15 protein-coding genes are annotated in these 17063 nt (G+C 66.5%); 6 read left to right on the forward strand and 9 right to left on the reverse strand.

What is annotated here, in order from left to right; all coding sequences use genetic code 11:
* The first annotated feature begins 79 nt into the window (after positions 1 to 79).
* The 6 genes from ACP7C5_RS00165 to ACP7C5_RS00190 all read left to right on the forward strand — a co-directional run bounded on the left by ACP7C5_RS00165 (position 80) and on the right by ACP7C5_RS00190 (position 7799).
* Complete coding sequence (locus ACP7C5_RS00165; RefSeq protein WP_426262780.1) at positions 80 to 847, forward strand: cytochrome b/b6 domain-containing protein; 768 nt, start codon at positions 80 to 82, stop codon at positions 845 to 847.
* On the forward strand, positions 844 to 1605 hold the full coding sequence (locus ACP7C5_RS00170; RefSeq protein WP_426262140.1) for a molybdopterin-dependent oxidoreductase: 762 nt from the start codon (positions 844 to 846) through the stop codon (positions 1603 to 1605). Before ACP7C5_RS00165 ends, ACP7C5_RS00170 begins: the two co-directional genes overlap by 4 nt.
* Positions 1606 to 1624: 19 nt before the next feature.
* Positions 1625 to 2881, forward strand: a complete 1257-nt coding sequence (locus ACP7C5_RS00175) for an SAM-dependent methyltransferase (protein WP_133191614.1) — start codon at positions 1625 to 1627, stop codon at positions 2879 to 2881.
* Positions 2882 to 2916: 35 nt separating this feature from the next.
* A complete protein-coding gene (locus tag ACP7C5_RS00180; protein WP_426262781.1) occupies positions 2917 to 4137 on the forward strand; it encodes an argininosuccinate synthase in 1221 nt (406 codons plus the stop codon).
* A gap of 111 nt (positions 4138 to 4248) precedes the next feature.
* The gene (locus ACP7C5_RS00185; protein ID WP_426262782.1) at positions 4249 to 5964 is read left to right on the forward strand and encodes a hypothetical protein; all 1716 of its coding nucleotides are present in this window, start codon (positions 4249 to 4251) and stop codon (positions 5962 to 5964) included.
* Between the two features lie 218 nt (positions 5965 to 6182).
* The gene (locus tag ACP7C5_RS00190; RefSeq protein ID WP_426262783.1) at positions 6183 to 7799 is read left to right on the forward strand and encodes a hypothetical protein; all 1617 of its coding nucleotides are present in this window, start codon (positions 6183 to 6185) and stop codon (positions 7797 to 7799) included.
* Here ACP7C5_RS00190 and ACP7C5_RS00195 read toward each other — a convergent pair.
* The 9 genes from ACP7C5_RS00195 to ACP7C5_RS00235 all read right to left on the reverse strand — a co-directional run bounded on the left by ACP7C5_RS00195 (position 7796) and on the right by ACP7C5_RS00235 (position 17062).
* Entirely contained in the window at positions 7796 to 8929 is a 1134-nt protein-coding gene (locus tag ACP7C5_RS00195) for a GNAT family N-acetyltransferase (RefSeq protein WP_426262784.1), read from the reverse strand. The genes ACP7C5_RS00190 and ACP7C5_RS00195 overlap by 4 nt on opposite strands.
* A 9-nt stretch (positions 8930 to 8938) precedes the next feature.
* Positions 8939 to 10333, reverse strand: a complete 1395-nt coding sequence (locus ACP7C5_RS00200) for a glycosyltransferase (protein WP_426262785.1) — start codon at positions 10331 to 10333, stop codon at positions 8939 to 8941.
* Entirely contained in the window at positions 10333 to 11238 is a 906-nt protein-coding gene (locus ACP7C5_RS00205; protein ID WP_189676995.1) for a flagellar motor protein MotB, read from the reverse strand. Before ACP7C5_RS00205 ends, ACP7C5_RS00200 begins: the two co-directional genes overlap by 1 nt.
* Before the next feature lie 286 nt (positions 11239 to 11524).
* Complete coding sequence (gene motA, locus ACP7C5_RS00210) at positions 11525 to 12388, reverse strand: flagellar motor stator protein MotA (protein ID WP_133191621.1); 864 nt, start codon at positions 12386 to 12388, stop codon at positions 11525 to 11527.
* Between the two features lie 172 nt (positions 12389 to 12560).
* Positions 12561 to 13475: a flagellar biosynthesis protein FlgL gene (locus ACP7C5_RS00215; RefSeq protein ID WP_426262786.1), complete on the reverse strand. Its 915-nt coding sequence runs from the start codon at positions 13473 to 13475 to the stop codon at positions 12561 to 12563.
* Between the two features lie 8 nt (positions 13476 to 13483).
* Positions 13484 to 14830, reverse strand: a complete 1347-nt coding sequence (flgK, locus tag ACP7C5_RS00220; protein ID WP_426262787.1) for a flagellar hook-associated protein FlgK — start codon at positions 14828 to 14830, stop codon at positions 13484 to 13486.
* Positions 14827 to 15177, reverse strand: coding sequence for a rod-binding protein (locus ACP7C5_RS00225; protein ID WP_133191624.1), 351 nt, complete (start codon positions 15175 to 15177; stop codon positions 14827 to 14829). The genes flgK and ACP7C5_RS00225 overlap by 4 nt, the downstream gene beginning before the upstream one ends.
* Entirely contained in the window at positions 15174 to 16256 is a 1083-nt protein-coding gene (locus ACP7C5_RS00230) for a flagellar basal body P-ring protein FlgI (RefSeq protein ID WP_354288133.1), read from the reverse strand. The genes ACP7C5_RS00225 and ACP7C5_RS00230 overlap by 4 nt, the downstream gene beginning before the upstream one ends.
* 119 nt (positions 16257 to 16375) lie before the next feature.
* Positions 16376 to 17062 (reverse strand): flagellar basal body L-ring protein FlgH, encoded by a 687-nt coding sequence (locus ACP7C5_RS00235; protein ID WP_229839444.1) that lies wholly within the window; start codon positions 17060 to 17062, stop codon positions 16376 to 16378.
* Position 17063 lies beyond the last annotated feature (1 nt).

The following is a 17063-nucleotide window of genomic DNA, read 5'->3' on the forward strand; positions in this document are numbered from 1 at the left end:
GTCGTGTTTGCGGTTTCGTCGGCGCGTCGCTGCGACTAAGGTGTAACCGAGCCGCCGTGTGGCGCGAATAGGGATCTGCATGACCGACGCACCCCAGCCAACCCCGGGACAACCCGCTTCGCCGACGGCCGTTCCCGCGAGCACCTCGATCTATCGCCATCGCCTCGCGACGCGGGTCTGGCACTGGGTCAATGCGGTGACGATCGTCATCATGATCGGCAGCGGGCTGACGATCCTCAACGCGCATCCGCACCTCTATTGGGGCGAATATGGCGCGAATTCGGATCATTCGTGGTTCAATCCGCCGCATATGCCGTCCTATCTGACAATCCCGGCGGGCTACAATCTGGCGATCGCGCGGCGTTGGCATCTGCTGTTCGCACTCGTCTTTGGCTTCGGCCTGCTCGCCTTCATGGTCGCGAGCGTGATCAACCGCCATTTCCAGAAGGATCTGCGGATCCGCCTGAAGGAGCTGGCGCCGTCGCACCTATGGTTCGATCTGAAGGAGCATCTCGCCTTCCGCTTCCACGATCCGAAGCATCCGGCGGCGTTCAACATCTTCCAGAAGCTGTCCTACGCTCTCACGATCTTCGGGCTGATCCCGGCGATGATCGTCTCGGGGCTCGCATTGTCGCCCGCGATGACCGCTGCGTGGCCGTGGTTGCTCGCGGTCGTCGGCGGGCGCGCATCGGCGCGGTCGGTCCATTTCATCGCCGCGTCGGGGCTGGTGGTGTTCATCATCGTGCACCTTGTGCTCGTGATCCTCGCGGGCGCCTGGCCCGAGGTGAAGTCGATGCTGACGGGCTGGTGGCGCGTGCCCGAAGACCGTGCGGAGGAAGCTGCATGAGCGGTATCATCACGCGGCGCGCTTTGCTCACCACCGGCGCGCTCGGCGCGGGCGCGCTGCTGAGCGGGTGCGATCAGGTCGCCAGCACACCTGCGTTGCGCAAGATCCTGTTCTCGGGCGAGACAATCAACGAGGGGCTGCAGCGGGCATTGTCGAACCGCGGCAGCTTGGCGAAGGAATATCGCCCCGACCAGATGTCGCCCTTTTTCCGCACCAACGGCACCCGCAACCCCAACACGCCCGATTACACCGCGATGGTTGCGGACAAGTTTTCGCAGTGGCGGCTGCAGGTCGGTGGGCTGGTCAACCGGCCGCTCGCGCTGTCGCTCGCGCAGCTCCAGGCGATGCCGGCGCGGAGCCAGATCACGCGGCACGATTGCGTCGAGGGGTGGAGTGCGATCGGCCAGTGGCACGGCCCGCTGCTCGGCACGCTCCTCAAGGCGGCCGACGTGCGCACCACCGCGCGCTATGTCGTGTTCACCTGCGCCGATCTGTTTTCGGGGCAGCATTATTATGAGTCGATCGACCTGATCGATGCCTTCCATCCGCAGACGATCCTCGCCTGGGCGATGAACGGGCATCTGCTCGACGTCGGCCACGGTGCGCCTGTGCGACTGCGCGTCGAGCGGCAGCTCGGCTACAAGCAAGCGAAGTACATTATGCAGATCGACGCGGTCGCTTCGCTCGCCGGGATCGGCAAGGGCAAGGGTGGCTATTGGGAAGATGCGATCGATTACGATTGGTATGCCGGCATCTAATCGCTAAATACGCGCAGCTATGGCTTTGATCGACTTATTCCTCGCCAAGCGCGTCAAGCGCGGCACGCTCACGCTCCATCATGCCGATGGCAAGACCCGCACCTTCGGCACCGCGACACCGGGTTTCCCCGATATCGTCCTGCGCTTCACCGATGCCGGCGCTGCCGCCGCGATCGTGCGCGATCCGGGGATCGGCGCGGGCGAGGCCTATATGAACGGGCGGATGGTGATCGAGCAGGGTGACGCGCGCGATCTCGTCAAGCTGCTGATGAAGAACGATCCGTGGGAGGCCGGCCAAAACGGGCTCGCCGCGTCGCCGCTGCGGCGCGCGGTGCAAGCGGTGACGCTGCGCTTCGGACGGGTCAACATGGCGCGCCAGTCGAAGCGCAACGTCGCGCATCATTACGATTTGTCGGACCGGCTGTACGATCTCTTCCTCGATGCCGACCGGCAATATAGCTGCGCCTATTTCACCGATCCGGCCAACTCGCTCGAGCAGGCGCAGGACGACAAGAAGGCGCATATCGCCGCCAAGCTCGCGCTCGCGCCAGGGATGCGCGTACTCGACATCGGCTGCGGCTGGGGTGGGATGGCGCTGTACCTGCACCAGCAGACCGGGGCGGAAGTGCTCGGCGTGACGCTCAGCGAGGAGCAGCTGAAGGTCGCGCGCGAACGGGCAGACGCGGCGGGGGTGGCGGACAAGGTCACGTTCGAGCTGATCGACTATCGTCATGTCACGGGGAAGTTCGACCGGATCGTCTCGGTCGGCATGTTCGAACATGTCGGTCCGGCGAATTACACCACCTTCTTCCGCCAGTGCCGCGATCTGCTCACCGACGACGGCGTGATGCTGCTTCACACGATCGGTCGTGCCGGCGGGCCGGGCGTGACCGATTCGTGGACCGCGAAATACATCTTCCCGGGCGGCTACAATCCCGCGCTGTCGGAGATCGTCGCGGCGAACGAAGGGCTGCGCTTCATGATCACCGACATCGAAGTGCTGCGGCTGCATTACGGCTACACGCTCGACCAATGGTACGACCGCGTCGTCGCGGCGCGCGACGAGATCATCGCACTGTATGACGAGCGCTTCTATCGCATGTGGCAATTCTACCTCGCCGGGGCGGGGCAGTCGTTCCATTACGGCAGCATGGTCAATTACCAGGTCCAGTTCGCCAAGAACCGCCATGTCTTGCCGATCACGCGCGACTATATGCTCGAGGGCGAGCGCGCGATGCGCTCCCCGACGGTTGCACCTGCCGCGCTGGTCGCATAGGGCGCACCCGCGCCAAAACCGAAGGATTCGCTCGCATGACTGATCAGATCAACCGCGTCGTCCTCGCCTATTCGGGCGGGCTCGATACCAGCGTGATCCTGAAGTGGCTGCAGCAGACCTACAATTGCGAGGTCGTCACCTTCACCGCCGATCTCGGCCAGGGTGAAGAGCTCGAGCCGGCGCGGCGGAAGGCAGAAGCGGCCGGCGTAAAGCCAGAGCACATCTTCATCGACGATCTGCGCGAGGAATTCGTCAAGGAGTACGTCTTCCCGATGATGCGCGCCAACGCGCTCTATGAGGGGCTGTATCTGCTCGGCACCTCGATCGCGCGGCCGCTGATCGCCAAGCGCCAGATCGAGATCGCCAAGATGCTGAACGCCGACGCGGTCAGCCATGGCGCGACCGGCAAGGGCAACGACCAGGTCCGCTTCGAGCTCGGCTATTACGCGCTCGCGCCCGATATCAAGGTGATTGCGCCGTGGCGCGAATGGGATCTGACCAGCCGCACCAAGCTGATCGAGTTCGCCGAACAGCACCAGATCCCGGTGAGCAAGGACAAGCGCGGCGAAGCGCCGTTCTCGACCGACGCCAACATGCTGCACACGTCGTCCGAAGGCAAAGTGCTCGAGGATCCGTGGGACGAGGTTCCCGATTACGTCTATTCGCGCACGGTCAATCCCGAGGACGCGCCGAACGAGCCCGAGACGATCACGATCGATTTCGAGGGCGGCGACGGCGTCGCGATCAACGGCGTCGGCATGTCGCCGGCGACTTTGCTCGAGACGCTCAACGAGATGGGCCGGCGCCACGGTATCGGCCGGCTCGACCTGGTCGAAAACCGCTTCGTCGGCATGAAGTCGCGCGGGATGTACGAGACGCCGGGCGGCACGATCTATCACCTCGCGCATCGCGGGATCGAGCAATTGACGCTCGACCGCGGCGCCGCGCATCTCAAGGACGAGCTTGCGCCGCGCTATGCCGAGCTGATCTACAACGGCTTCTGGTTCAGCCCCGAGCGCGAGATGCTGCAGGCGGCAATCGACCACAGCCAGAGCAAGGTGACGGGCACCGTCCGCCTCAAGCTCTACAAGGGCAATGTCTCGGTTACCGGGCGCAAGTCGCCCTTCTCGCTCTATTCGGAGAAGGTCGTCACCTTCGAGGACGATCAGGGCGCGTACGACCAGCGCGATGCGGCTGGCTTCATCAAGTTGCAGGCGCTCCGCTTGCGGCTTCTGGGGCGGCGTGATCGCGCCTAAGCGTTTGACAACAGGCGGATGGGGTCAAGTGACGCGCGAAAACGGCGCGATCTAACTTCGCCTTAACCCCGTTCGCCTAAGTCGGTCGCGATGGACGCTCGCGAATCCCGATTGGCCCGCCGGAGCGACGCACTGTGTGCGCTCGCGCTGGCGGCGCTGCTGGGTGCGGTCTGGGCGTTTTGCGACCGGGGGTCGCTTTCGTCACTGCACCTTCCCGACGCCGACGCCATGCTGCGGCTTCAGCAGATTCGCGACTGGCTGGCGGGGCAGGGGTTTGCCGATCTGCGTCAGCACCGGCTCGGTGCTGCGCCCGGACTTGCGCTGGAATGGTCGCGTCTGCCCGACCTCGCGCCCGGCGCGATCATCGCTGCGCTCGCACCGATCGCCGGCGCGCCGCTTGCCGAAATGATCGCCGTGATCGTCTGGCCGACCGCGCTGTTCGCTGCGGCGCTGCTGCTCGTCACACGGATCGCGCGCGCGCTCGGCGGCAGCGCGATCGCGCGCACCGCGACCGTCGTCGCTGCGATCGCCTTTCCCGCAACCACGATCTTTCTGCCCGGCAGGATCGACGCCGACGGGCTGCAGATCGTGCTGGTGCTGGTCATGGCGCGCGCGCTCGTCGCGCGGGCGGCGATCGAACCGGGCTTGGTCGCCGGACTTGCGGGGGCGGCGAGCCTTGTGATCGGGGTCGAGTGCGTCCCGCTGATCGTGGCGGTCGGCGGTGCGATGGCGATCGAATGGCTGCGCGCGCGCAGCGGCGCCGACGACCGGATGATGGGGCTGGGGATCGGGCTCGGCGCGGGGCTGCTCGCGGCGTCGATCGTATTCCGGCCGCTCGTGTGGACTTATGCCGCGTGCGACGGCTTCACCATGACCGCCTGGCGCGCCGCGGTAATCGCGGCCTTCGCGCCGATGGGCATGGCGCTCGCCGCGCGCGACATCGCCAGCCCGGCGACGCGTGCGGTGTTGGGGACGATCATCATCGCGGTGGTCGCGACGGGGATCGTGCTGGTCGCGCCGGAATGCCTTGTACCGGATGGCGGCATCGATCCGATCCTCGTCCACCTGTGGCGCGCCGAGATTGCCGACGCGCGGTCGGTCACCATAGCGACGCTGCCGACCGTGATCGGCTATGCCGGGATGATGGTCGCGGGCGTGCTGGCGAGCGGCTGGCGGCTGTATGCGACGCGCGACCAGCGTTGGGCCGGTCTGCTGATCGTCCAGCTTGCCGCGCTGCTGTTGAGCTGCGCGCAGATGCGCGGTGCATATGCCGGTGCGATCCTGGCCGCGCCCGGGCTGGCGGCGGTGATCGCCGCGGCGCGTGCACGTGGCGTGCTGCCGCTGGCCGGGGCGTGGATCACGTCGGCTGGGATTCTGTATCCGATCGCCGCGCAGGCCTTCGTCCCGAGCCGCAGCGTCCGCGAGACTGCAGCGAACAGCTGCACCGCGCCAGCGACACTCGCGATGCTGCGACGTCTGCCCCCCGGTGGCTTGCTCGCGCCGCTCGAGCTCGGCGCCTATGCGATCGGCGCGACGCAATTGAGTGTGGTCGGTGCGCCCTATCATCGCAACGCTGCAGGCAACCTCGCGGTCTATCGCTTCTTCGTCGGCACCCCGGCGCAGGCCGCGGCGATCGCGCGCGGCTGGGACGTGCAGTATGTTGCGCTGTGCGGCGACAGCTTCGGTTCGGCGGGCGGCGTCTCGCTCGCCTATGCCATTCGGCAGGGCCATGCGCCGAACTGGCTCGTGCCGATCGCGCCGCCCCGCCGGGCGTTTGCCCTCTACCGCGTCGAAGCACGCTTGTTTTCGCAAACGCCACCGCAGTAAGACCCCGCAAATGCGGGAAGGTTTCTCAATATCGCGCTGCTCGCAAGTGCGCTGGTTCGGGTGTGTCGCGATCACCGCGACGGCGTGCCCATCGGCATCGCGCCGTGTCGTCTCCTGCCGGTCAGATCGACCACGTGGCGCATACCGGGCCGCTCGTGTTGCACTGCCTGGCGCGACTTCGCTTGTCGCACCGCCCGTTTCGCCGGTAAGGCGCTAGCATGCCGAACGAGACTTCTTCCGATCTACAATGGTGGCAGACGCGCTGGTTCGTCGCGGTGATGGCGCTGATTGCGATCATCCCCTTGCTGCGTCCCGAAATCCCGCCGCTGGTCGATCTGCCGGGCCATATGGGGCGCTACCGCGTGCAATTGTCGCGCGACGAATATCCGTGGCTGTCGGACTGGTACAATTTCAACTGGCAGCTGATCGGCAATCTCGGGATCGACATCCTGATCATCCCGCTTGCCAAGCTGTTCGGGCTCGAGCTTGCGGTGAAGCTGCTGGTGATGACGATCCCGGTGCTGACGGTTACCGGGCTGCTGTGGATCGCGCGCGAGGTGCATGGGCGCATCCCGCCGACCGCCGTGTTCGCGCTGCCGCTGGCATACAGCTATGCCTTCCAGTTCGGCTTCGTCAATTTCGCCTTCTCGATGGCGCTCGCGCTCAACGCGTTCGCGCTGTGGCTGCGGCTCGCGCGGCACCAGCGCTTCGGCTTGCGTGCGGCGATCTTCGTGCCGCTCTCGTGTCTCATCTGGGTGGCGCACACCTTTGGCTGGGGCGTGCTCGGCGTGCTGGCGTATTCGGCCGAAATGGTCCGCCAGCATGATGCGCGGGTCGATCGCGGTCCGCTGAGCTGGATCAAGGCATGGCTGCGCGCGGGCGTCGGTTGCGTTCCGCTCGCCCTGCCGATGGTGTTGATGGTGGTGTGGCGCAGCGGCGAGCATGTCGGCGGGCAGACCGGCGACTGGTTCAACTGGCGCGCCAAGATCGGCTATATGACGATGGCGCTGCGTGACCGCTGGATCACCTTCGACCTCGCCGGGATGGCGATCCTGCTGCTGATCCTGTTCCGCGGTTTCCGCGATCCGAGCGTCGAATATTCGCGCAATCTCGGCCTGTCGGCGCTGTTCCTGCTCGCGGTGTTCATCGTGCTGCCGCGGATCGTGTTCGGATCGGCCTATGCCGACATGCGGCTCGCGCCGTTCATGCTCGCGATCGCGGTGATCGCGGTGCGCCCGAAAAAGGGCCTGTCGATCCGTGGCAGCGCGACGATCGCGGCGCTCGGGCTCGCCTTCGTACTGGTGCGGATCGCGGCGGGTACGGCGAGCTTCTGGATGTTCGCGCAGGATTACGACCGCGAGTTGAAGGCGCTCGATCATCTCCCGGTCGGCGCCAAGCTCGTCACCTTCGTCGGCGCGCAATGCGGTGCGCCGTGGAAAATGACGCGGCTCGAACATCTCCCCGCGATCGCGCTCGAGCGCCGCGCGGCCTATGCCAACGATCAATGGTCGATGGCGGGCGCGCAGTTGCTCACGGTGAAATATGTCCGTGCGCAGCGCTTTGCGCACGATCCGTCCGAGATCGTAACGAGCGTGCAATGCCCGCGCGAATGGTGGCGCCCGATCAGCAAGGCGATGGCGCGCTTCCCGCGCAATGCCTTCGACTATGTCTGGCTGATCCGTCCGCCGGCGTACGATGCCAAGTTCAACCAGGGGCTGATCCCGATCTGGCGTGACGGGAGCAGCGTGCTGTTCCGCGTCGATCACAGCCAGCGCGGCATCGAGATCAGCGACGCCGCGCTCAAGACCGCGCGCCCGCGTCCGACGCCGTTCTAGCCTTTCTTAAACGGGGTCATCGCGCCGAGGAATTCCTGGTCGGATTCGACCGAGGCGCGCTCGCGCACCAGGAAATCGGCGATCGCGCGGCGGAAGCCCGCATCGGGAATGTAATGCGCCGACCAGGTCGGGACGGGGACATAGCCGCGCGCGAGCTTGTGCTCGCCCTGCGCACCCGCCTCGACGGTCTTCAAGCCGCGCGCGATCGCGGCGTCGATCGCCTGGTAATAGCACAGCTCGAAATGCAGGAAGGGGACATCCTCGGTGCAGCCCCAATAGCGGCCGTAGAGCGTGTCCTCCCCGATCAGGTTGAGCGCACCCGCAATCGGACGCCCGTCGCGCTCGGCAAAGATCAGCAGGACACGCTCGGGCATCGTTTGGCCGAGCAGCGTGAAGAACTGCCGCGTCAGATACGGCTGGCCCCATTTGCGCGCGCCGGTGTCCTGATAGAACACCCAGAAGGCGTCCCAGTCGGCCTCTGTAATGTCGGCGCCCGAGATGTGGCGGATCGTCAGGCCCTCGACCGCGCCCGCGCGCTCCTTGCGGATCGCCTTGCGCTTGCGGCTGGCGAGATCGCCGAGGAATCCGTCGAAATCGGCATAGCCCTGGTTCTGCCAGTGGAACTGCGTGCCCTCGCGGATCAGCCAGCCCGCCGCCTCGAATGCGGGGAGCTGTTCGGGCGCGATGAAGGTGGCGTGCGCCGAGGACAGCCCGTGCTGGTCGGTCACCGCCTCGATCGCGGCGATCAGCGCAGGCGCCTGGTCGGGATCGCGCAGCAGCAGCCGGGGGCCGGGCGCGGGGGTGAAGGGCACGGCGATCTGCAGCTTGGGGTAATAGGATCCGCCGGACCGCTCCCACGCGTCGGCCCAGCCATGGTCGAAGACATATTCGCCCTGGCTGTGGCTCTTGGCATAAGCCGGCGCGATCGCAGCGGGCTTGCCGTCGGCGCCGTCGACGATGATCGGGATCGGTTGCCAGCCGGTGCGCGGCCGCGCGCTGCCTGACGATTCAAGGATCGACAGGAAGGCGTGGCTGACGAAGGGATTGGCGGTGCCGGCGCAGGCATCCCAGTCTTCCGCCGGGATGGCGGCTATGCCGTCGACGATACGGGCGGTGACGGCGTTCTTCACGTCCCCAAGCTAGGGGGTCGCAGGCGCTTTCTCAACCGCTGGCGCCGCGAACGACCAGCATAAAGCGAGCAGGAGGAACGGCGTGACGAATTCGCGGTGGCGTTCGCCGAATTCGAACCACACGCCGAACAGCAGCAATTGGAGCCCGCAGGCGGCGATCAGCAGCACGAGCGTGAAGGGCAGGCGGGGACCGAGCTTGAACGCCGCGCCGCCGAGCAAGGCGAGATGCGCGAGCATCGACAGCGGCCACAAGGCGGCGGCGAGCACGCGTGGCACCGGCGGACCCATCGCGACGAGCCGCGTCACGCCGAACTGCGCGATGCCCGACGCGCGGACGAATTTGGTCAGCGTCAGCCGGACGAAGCCGACCGGATGCGTGCGGATCCACTCGACCGCGATCGCGCCGATGCGCTTGCCATAAGCGAGCTCGGGGATCCCCTTGAGGGCGGGCGGCGGCGGTTGCCAATTGCCGGTCGCATCGGGATTGTTGCCGATCCACAGGCTCGCGCCGCTCGCGGTGGTGAGCGGGACGAAAGCGTGGAACACTGCCCAGTTGCGCACCCACCACGGCACCAGCACCACCGCTGCGACCACGCCGCCTTGCAGTCCCGTGCGCAGCATCGGCCACAGCCCGATCCGGCCGACGAGCACCAACCCGAACACAGCGGCGAGCGGCGCCTCGCCCGGCTGCGTCAGCGCGAGCAACCCGGCCGGAACCCCGAGCGCGAGCGCACCGCGCCAGCCCGCGCGGCGATCGATCCAGGCGAGCGCCAGCAAGACGACGAGCAGCGCGCACAGCGACTCCTTCTGTGCAAGCGGCGCCGAAAACAGCACCGACGGCCAGATCAGATAGAGCCAGGCGGCGCGGCGTCCGGCCACCGCACTGCCGAGCCGGGACCCCAGGACGAAGAGCAGCCATGCCGTCGCACCATCGGTCAGCGTGCCGAGCGTCAACACAGCGGCCGTGTCGAACCCGAACACCGCCCCCCAGCCTGCCAGCAGCAGCGGATAGAGCGGCGGAAACAGCGCGCGCCACGCCGAGCCGAAGAACGGATCGTGGATCACCAGCCCGTGGCCAGCGAGCAGGCCCTTGGCGAGATTGAGATAGGCGTTCGGGTCGCCGGTCGATGTGCGCCCGACGGCAAGCAACGCGAAGACGCTGCGGACCACCACGAGCGTCGTCGCCAGCGCGGCGAGCGGCCCGATGCCAGGGCGCTCGCGCAGGATGTCGAACCCCGTTGCGGCGAGGGCAATCCAGCCGGCGACCGCGCCGATCGAAGCGACGGTGATGCCCCATCGCGCGTTCAGATCGGGGATCGAACTGAGCCCGTAGAGCAGCAGCAGCCCCAGCCCCGCCTGGACGCTGCATCTGGTCCAGCGCTCGATCTGGGGCCTGCGCGGCATCACTGCCCGAAAGCAGTCACTCGGTAGAGCAAGGTGATCGCGACGCGGCGGTTGCGCGGATCGGAGGGATTGTCCTTGATCATCGGCTCGCGGTCGGCGACGCCCTCGATCCGGTTGAACCGCGTATCGGGCAACCCACCCGCGGCGAGCCGGCGGCGCGTCGCTTCGGCGCGCGCGCTCGACAGCATCCAATTGTTCATCGCGAGCGGATCGCCATAGCCCAGATTGTCGGTGTGCCCGCGGATCATTATCGGGTTGTCGGTGCCCTTGATCGATTTGGCAATCATTCCGAGCAGCGCCGACGCGCGCGGATCGAGTTGCGTCGTGCCGAGATCGAACATCGAGTAATCGGCATCGTCGAGCAGATCGATCCGCATCCCGTCATTGGTCTTGACGAAGCGGACATGGTTCGAGAGGCGCGCGAGGGCCGGGTTGGTCGCCATCGACTTGGTCATGGCGTGCTTCATCGCCTCGAAATTTTTGCGATCCTCGGTCGTCAGCGCCTTGTCCTTGAGCGTGCCCTTCTGCCCGGTGCCGACCTGGTCGCCGCCGATCGCCTCGACCGGGATCGTCATCGAGCGCGTGCCGGTCTGCGAGGCGCGGTGTGCGTAATTGTCCTTCGACGTCATCGAATCGCCACCGAAGATGCCGTTCGAGCCCGCGCTGTTTTCCTTCATCTGGACGAGCGTCGGCGAGAAATAATCGGCGAGCGCCTTGCGCTGCTTTTCGTTGGTCGCACCGAGCAACCACATCAGCAGGAAGAATGCCATCATCGCCGTCACGAAATCGGCATAGGCGACTTTCCACGCGCCGCCGTGATGGCCGCCATGACCCTCGATATAGATCTTCTTGTAGATGATCTTGGGCGGCACGTTGGCGCCGTGCGGGGCGCGGGCGGCGGCCATCAGCGTCGGCCTGTCGGAAGGGTCTCACGCGACGGCGCGAAGGCGCGAAGCGAAGAGGAGCCACGTGGAACCGCGGAGACGCGGAGGAAGAAGGAGGCGTTTGCGCGGCAGCGCAGAGCGCGCAGTTCCCGCAAAGCAGGATGCGCGCGCGTCAGCATGCTGTCGTCTTCCGCACGGCAATGGTGCTGCGCTGCCGAAGCAACGACGTGCGACGCCGCCGCGTCTCCGCGGCTCCGCGTGAAAGTCTTTTTCGCGCCTTCGCGGCTTCGCGTTAGATCCGTCACGATTACCGCCCCCGCAACCCGTCGAACACCTCGGCGAAGCCGGGTTGGTTCGAATGCGCGATGCCAGAGCGCGCTGCTTCGATGACGAGCGGCTGCGGGTGGCCGTGGAGCGAGGCGATGATGATCTGCTTGACGACATGGTAGATCGCGCCATCGGCATCGAGCACTTGCTTGAGGCGATTGGCGAGCGGCGCGACGATGCCGTAGGCGAGCAGAACGCCCATGAAGGTGCCGACCAGCGCCGAGCCGATCATCGCACCGAGGATCGCCGGCGGCTTGTCGATCGAGCCCATCGTCTTGACCACGCCGAGCACCGCCGCGACGATGCCGAGCGCGGGGAGCGCGTCGGCGAGCGTCGCGATCGTGCCTTGCGGGCCCTCGACCTCGTGGTGGTGGGTCTTGATCATGTTATCCATCACGTCCTCGACGGCATGGACGTCGAGCGTGCCCGACGACACGACGACGAGCCGGAGCGTATCGGCGATCAGATTGGTCAGCGCATGATCCGACAGCAGCCGCGGATATTCGGCGAACACCGCGGAGGAAGCCGGATCCTCGACATGCGGTTCGAGCGCGATCGGGCCTTCGGTGCGCAGCATCTTCATCAGCTTCGACACGAGGAAGATGACGTCGAGATAATCCTGCTTCTTGTATTTCGGGCCCTTGAAGACCTTCATCAACCCGCCGCCGAGCGCCTTCAGCTCCTTCATTGAATTGCCGATGATGAGCGCGCCGACTGCGGCGCCGCCGATGATCAGCATCTCGTGCGGGATGGCCTCCATCACGGGGCCGAGCGCGCCGCCGGTGATCGCGAAACCGCCGAAGATCATCACGAGAAGAACGACTATGCCGATGACCGGAAACATGAGTGGCGGTGGCCCCTGGCTGACGCGGGTCGGGTGGACCTGCGGACTATGATGACGGCTTAGCGGGGATTGGTGTTCAACCAGTTAACCAACGAAGGTTTGTTTTACCCCGATCGCCCTCAGGAGCGGGGCGAGCCGCGCCGATCGCTCGCGCTCCCGGCGGAAGACCGGCTTATTTGAGGTAATCGAACAGCGAGAGCGAGCCGAGCTTGGTGAAGCTTGCTTGCGTTGCCGAAAGCACCGTCATCGTCTTCTGCAGTTCGGCGATCGCGCTCGACAGGTCGGTATCCTCGAGCGCCGAGCGATCGAGCTCGCGCGCGCTGGCGGCGTCGGTCGACTGCGTCGAGACGATGTCGAGTCGCGCCGCGCGCGCGCCGACCGAGCCCTGGACCGCGTTGACCTGCGTCATCGCGCTCTTGAGTCCATCGGCCGCCGTGCCCGCAGCACTCGAAATGTCGCCGCCCGCGTTGAGCGCCGAGATGAAGTTCGAGAGCACCGCAAACGCATCGGTCGTGCCGCCGCCGCTCGTCGGGATGTTGCCGAACACGCGCTGCGCGCTGTCGGTCGCCTGGATGTTGGTGCCGTCGGCGACCGGGATCGCCGAGACTTCGCCCGTGCCGCCGAAGCTGACCGTGCCGTCGGCCGCCTGGGTCACCGCATTGGTGCCAGTCGCCGCGCCGAACAGCGGCTGGCCGCGCGCATCCTTTGTTCCAGCCAGATTGACGAGATCGTCGCGGATGCTCTGCAGCTGGATCGCGATCGCCTTGCGGTCGGTGTCGTTGAGCGTGCCGTTCGCGGCTCGCGTGGTAAGCTCGGCCGCCTGCTGGAGTTGGGTGCCGATCGCGCTCAGCGTCGAATCCGACTGCTGCAGCAGCGATGTCGCCATGCTCACGTTGCTGGCATAGGCCTTGCTGTCGGCGGTCGCCTGTTTGATCGTGGAAAGGCGGTTGTACGCGACCACGTCGGCGGACGGATCGGTGAACTTCTTGGTCGACGCGATCTGCGTGTTGAGCGTGTCGGCCTTGGCCGACAGCTTCGACAGCTGCGACGCTCCGGTGTCGTAGAATTGGCTGGTGCCGATCTGCATGGCGGGTCCTAGCGGATGTCGAGGATCGACTGGAGCGTGTCGCGCGCGACCTGGATCACGCGGCTCGACGCCGAATAGGCTTGCTGGAAGCGCAGCAGGTCGACTGCTTCGCTATCGAGGTTTACCCCCGATACGGCGTCGCGCGCGGCAATTGCATTGTCGCGGATCGACCCTTGCGCTGTCGCGACTTGCTGGCGGCTGGCGAGCGTGGCCGCGTTGCTCGAAACGAGCGCGGTAGCCTTGGTCTCGAACGCGCCAGAGGTGCGCAACGTGGCGAGATTGGCGAGATTGCTGTTGTCGCGCGGGCCCGCGCCCTTGGCGGCGGCGGCGATGCCGTTCGGGTCGGTGAGTGCGACGGTGATGTCGGTCGCGCTGCTGCCGGTCGCGAACAGCGCTGCGCCGGCAGTGCCCGTGAGGTCGCTGCCTTCCGCCTGGACGGCGTTGACGCCGCTGGTGAAGGCGCTGGCGATCCCACCGAGCTGGATGCGGGCATCGGCGATCCGCGCTGCGGCTTCGACCATGCCCGCAAGCGCGCCGCCCGACGAGGTCACCGGCGCCACGCCGTCGGCGGCTTGAACGGTGAAGGCGACCGTCCCGTCGGTGCCACGTGCAAAGCCAACGCTTGCCGACCGGTTGCCCGCGACGAGCGTCGGGCCGCCGCCGTTGCCGAGCTTCACGCTCGCGCGCCCGGCCGAGTCGGTCGAAACAGAGAGATCGCTGATCGCACTCATTTGATCGAGAATCGAATCGCGCTGGTCGGCGAGCTGTGCTGCGCCGTTCGAGCCGGGTTGTACGCGGCCAAGCCCGTCATTGACCTTGGCGAGCGCAGTTCCGAGCGCGGTCAGCGTCGTCACCGCCTGCGTCGCGGTCGTATCGAGATCGGCGTCGAGGCTGTCGAGCGCCTTGCCCGTCGCAGCGAAGCTGGCGGCGACGGTCTTGGCCTGTTCGAGCATCGCTGCGCGCGGCGCCGATGCGGTGGGATCGGCAGCGACGGTCTTGGCCGAATTGAAGAAGCCGGTGATCTGCTCGCCGACCTGGTTGCCGGTCAGCGCGCTCTGGATGCGGCCGAGCCATTCGACGCTGGTGTCGGTCCGCGCGAGATCGGCGCTGGCGTTGCGTACGTCGGCGGCGCGCAGCGAGTCGGCCGAGCGCGTAATTCCGGCGGCGATGACGCCTTGTCCGACCGCAATCTTGCCGCCGCTCGCGATGCCGAGCGCGGGCGCGACTTCGCGCAAATCCGCGGTCCGCTTGGCATAGCCCGGCGTCGCGGCATTTGCGATATTCTCGGATACGGTGGTGAGCGCGGTCTGATACGCCTTCACCCCGCTCGCGCCGATGCTGAGCAGGTCGCTCACGGCGTCTTGCCCTCAGCCGGCGGCTCGGCGGCGGGCTGCAGGGCGGCCTGCGACTTGGCGAGGAACGCGGTCATCGCCTTGCCGATGCCGAGCGGCGCATGCTCGGCCATGTTCTGCGCGACTTGCGTGTCCTGCATTTCCTTGAAAGTATCCATGCCCTTCGAGCCGAACAGGCCATCCTCGGCGAGATGCGTCGACCGCATCGACTTGACCATCATGCCGGTGAACACCGCTTCGAACTTCTTGCCGGCAGCCTCGAGATTGGCGCGGCTCTGCAAGCGGCTGGTGTCGACGCTGATGCCTGTCGTCGGGCCCGGGATCGGGGTGATGGCGGGAACGTCGCTCATAGCACGATCAACTCGGCCTTGAGCGCGCCGGCTTCCTTGAGCGCTTCGAGGATCGCGACCAGATCGGCCGGCGAGGCGCCGATCGCATTGACCGCCTTGACCACGTCGGACAGCTTGGGGCCGGGCTCGAGCAGGAACATCGGGTGCTTTTCCTCGTCGACCGCAACTGCGGACTTTTGCTGCTTGGCGGTCTGGCCCTGGCTGAACGGCAAGGGCTGGCTGACCTTCTCGGTTTCGTCGATCCGCACCGTCAGCTTGCCGTGTGTCACCGCGGCGGTGCCGACGCGGACCGCAGAGTTGATAACGACCGTTCCCGTCCGGGCATTAACAATTACTTTTGCCGAGGGTTCGGCCGAGACGACGTCGAGGTTCTCGATCTCGCTCATCAGCGTCGCGCGGATGTCGCCGCCGACCGGCGCGCGCACCGCGACCGAAACGGCATCGGTCGCTTGCGCGGTGCCCGCGCCGAGCCGCGAATTGATCGCGCCGGCGACGTTCTGCGCTGTCGTAAAATCGGCGCGTGCGAGGTTGAAGGTCAGGGTGGGCGTGTTCTCGAACCCGGTCGCGACCGCGCGCTCGACCGTCGCGCCTTCGGGGATGCGGCCCGCCGAGGGGATGTTGACGACGATCGTCGAACCGTCCTTGCCCTCGGCACCAAGGCCACCGACCGCGAGATTGCCCTGCGCCATTGCATAGATCTGGTTATCGGCGCCGAGCAGCGGGGTCATGATCAGCGCGCCGCCGCGCAAGGACTTGGCCTTGCCCATCGAGGCGACGGTGATGTCGAGCTTCTGGCCAGGCTTGGCGAAGGGCGGCAGATCGGCGGTGATCATCACGACGGCGGCGTTCTTGAGGCCGGGGTTGACGTTTGCGGGCAATTGCAGCCCGAAGCGCGAGGCGACCGCCTTCATCGACTGGATGGTGTATTCGAGATTGTCGTCGCCCGTGCCGGGAAGGCCGACGACGATGCCGTAGCCGGTCAGCTGGTTGGTGCGGATACCCTGGAAGCCGCCGAGATCCTTGATCCGGTCGGCCGAGGCGGGAGTGGCAAACAGCACGGCGAAAAGGAAAGCGAGCACCAGCTTCCAGCCGTCACCCCCGCGAAAGCGGGAGTCCCGCTTCTTGCCCGCGGTCCGAAGGAGAAGCGGGACCCCCGCTTTTGCGGGGGTGACGGGGGGGAGGGCGCGCAAAAGGGTCATCAGAAGGGGCTCACCACCGAGAAGAAGCGGCTCAGCCAGCCTTGGCGGCTCGCGCGCGCCACGTCGCCCTTGCCGGTATAGGCGATCTGCGCGTCGGCGACGCGCGTCGAGGGGATGCGGTTGTTGGCGTCGATATCGGCCGAGCGGACCAGCCCCTTGATTTGGACGAACTCGTCGCCGCGGTTGAGCGTGACGCGCTTCTGCCCTTGAACGAGCATCGTGCCATTCGAGAGCACCTTGCTCACCGTCACGCTGACCTCGCCAGACAGGCTGTTCGACTGGTCGGCGGCGCCGCTGCCGTTGAAATTGCGCGATCCGCTCATCGACACGTCGGTGCCCTGGAACAGCGCGAGCCGGCCGGTTGTCGGCGGGATCAGGCTGAGGCCGCCGCTCGAGCCGAGCTTTGAATTGGCCGATTTGGAGGCAGCGGTCGCTTCGACCAGCACGATCGTCAGCGGATCCCCGACGCGGCGCGCGCGCGTGCCTTCGTAGAGCGCGGCATAGCCAGTGCTCGCCTGGAAGATCGACCCGTTCGCCACCAGCGGCGCCTCGGGCTCGGCTGCGGGGAGTGCCGCCGAGAAATCGACCGGGGGCTTCTTCTTGCCGCCGAACAGGTTCGCTTGCGCGACCGTCGGCACCAAAGCGAGCGTCAGGACGCAGGCGATTCGGAGAGAGAGGGATGTCATG

The organism is Sphingomonas sp. PWP1-2 (assembly GCF_049898305.1).
GTDB classification, from domain to species: domain Bacteria; phylum Pseudomonadota; class Alphaproteobacteria; order Sphingomonadales; family Sphingomonadaceae; genus Sphingomonas; species Sphingomonas glacialis.